This window comes from Paraburkholderia sp. SIMBA_053, from assembly GCF_046534895.1.
Lineage (GTDB): Bacteria > Pseudomonadota > Gammaproteobacteria > Burkholderiales > Burkholderiaceae > Paraburkholderia > Paraburkholderia caledonica.
In genome coordinates, this window is record NZ_JAWRXU010000864.1 from 1 (window position 1) to 265 (window position 265).

The following is a 265-nucleotide window of genomic DNA, read 5'->3' on the forward strand; positions in this document are numbered from 1 at the left end:
CTTGTACAACGCGAAGGCGAAGAACGTCATTGCCGCCTGCCGGATCCTGGTCGACCAGTACGGCGGCAAGGTGCCGCGCCAGCGCGAAGCGCTGGAGTCCCTGCCGGGCGTGGGCCGCAAGACCGCCAACGTGGTGCTCAACACCGCCTTCGGCGAACCGACCATGGCGGTGGACACGCACATATTCCGCGTCGCCAACCGCACCGGCCTGGCCCCGGGCAAGGACGTGCGTGCGGTCGAGGACGGCCTGCTCAAGGTCATCCCG

Annotated in this window: 1 protein-coding gene; it reads left to right on the forward strand. The window is 68.7% G+C overall.

The features are described 5' to 3' along the window. On the forward strand, positions 1-265 hold a 265-nt coding region (locus tag SB753_RS38050; protein WP_410805290.1), incomplete at both ends, for an endonuclease III domain-containing protein.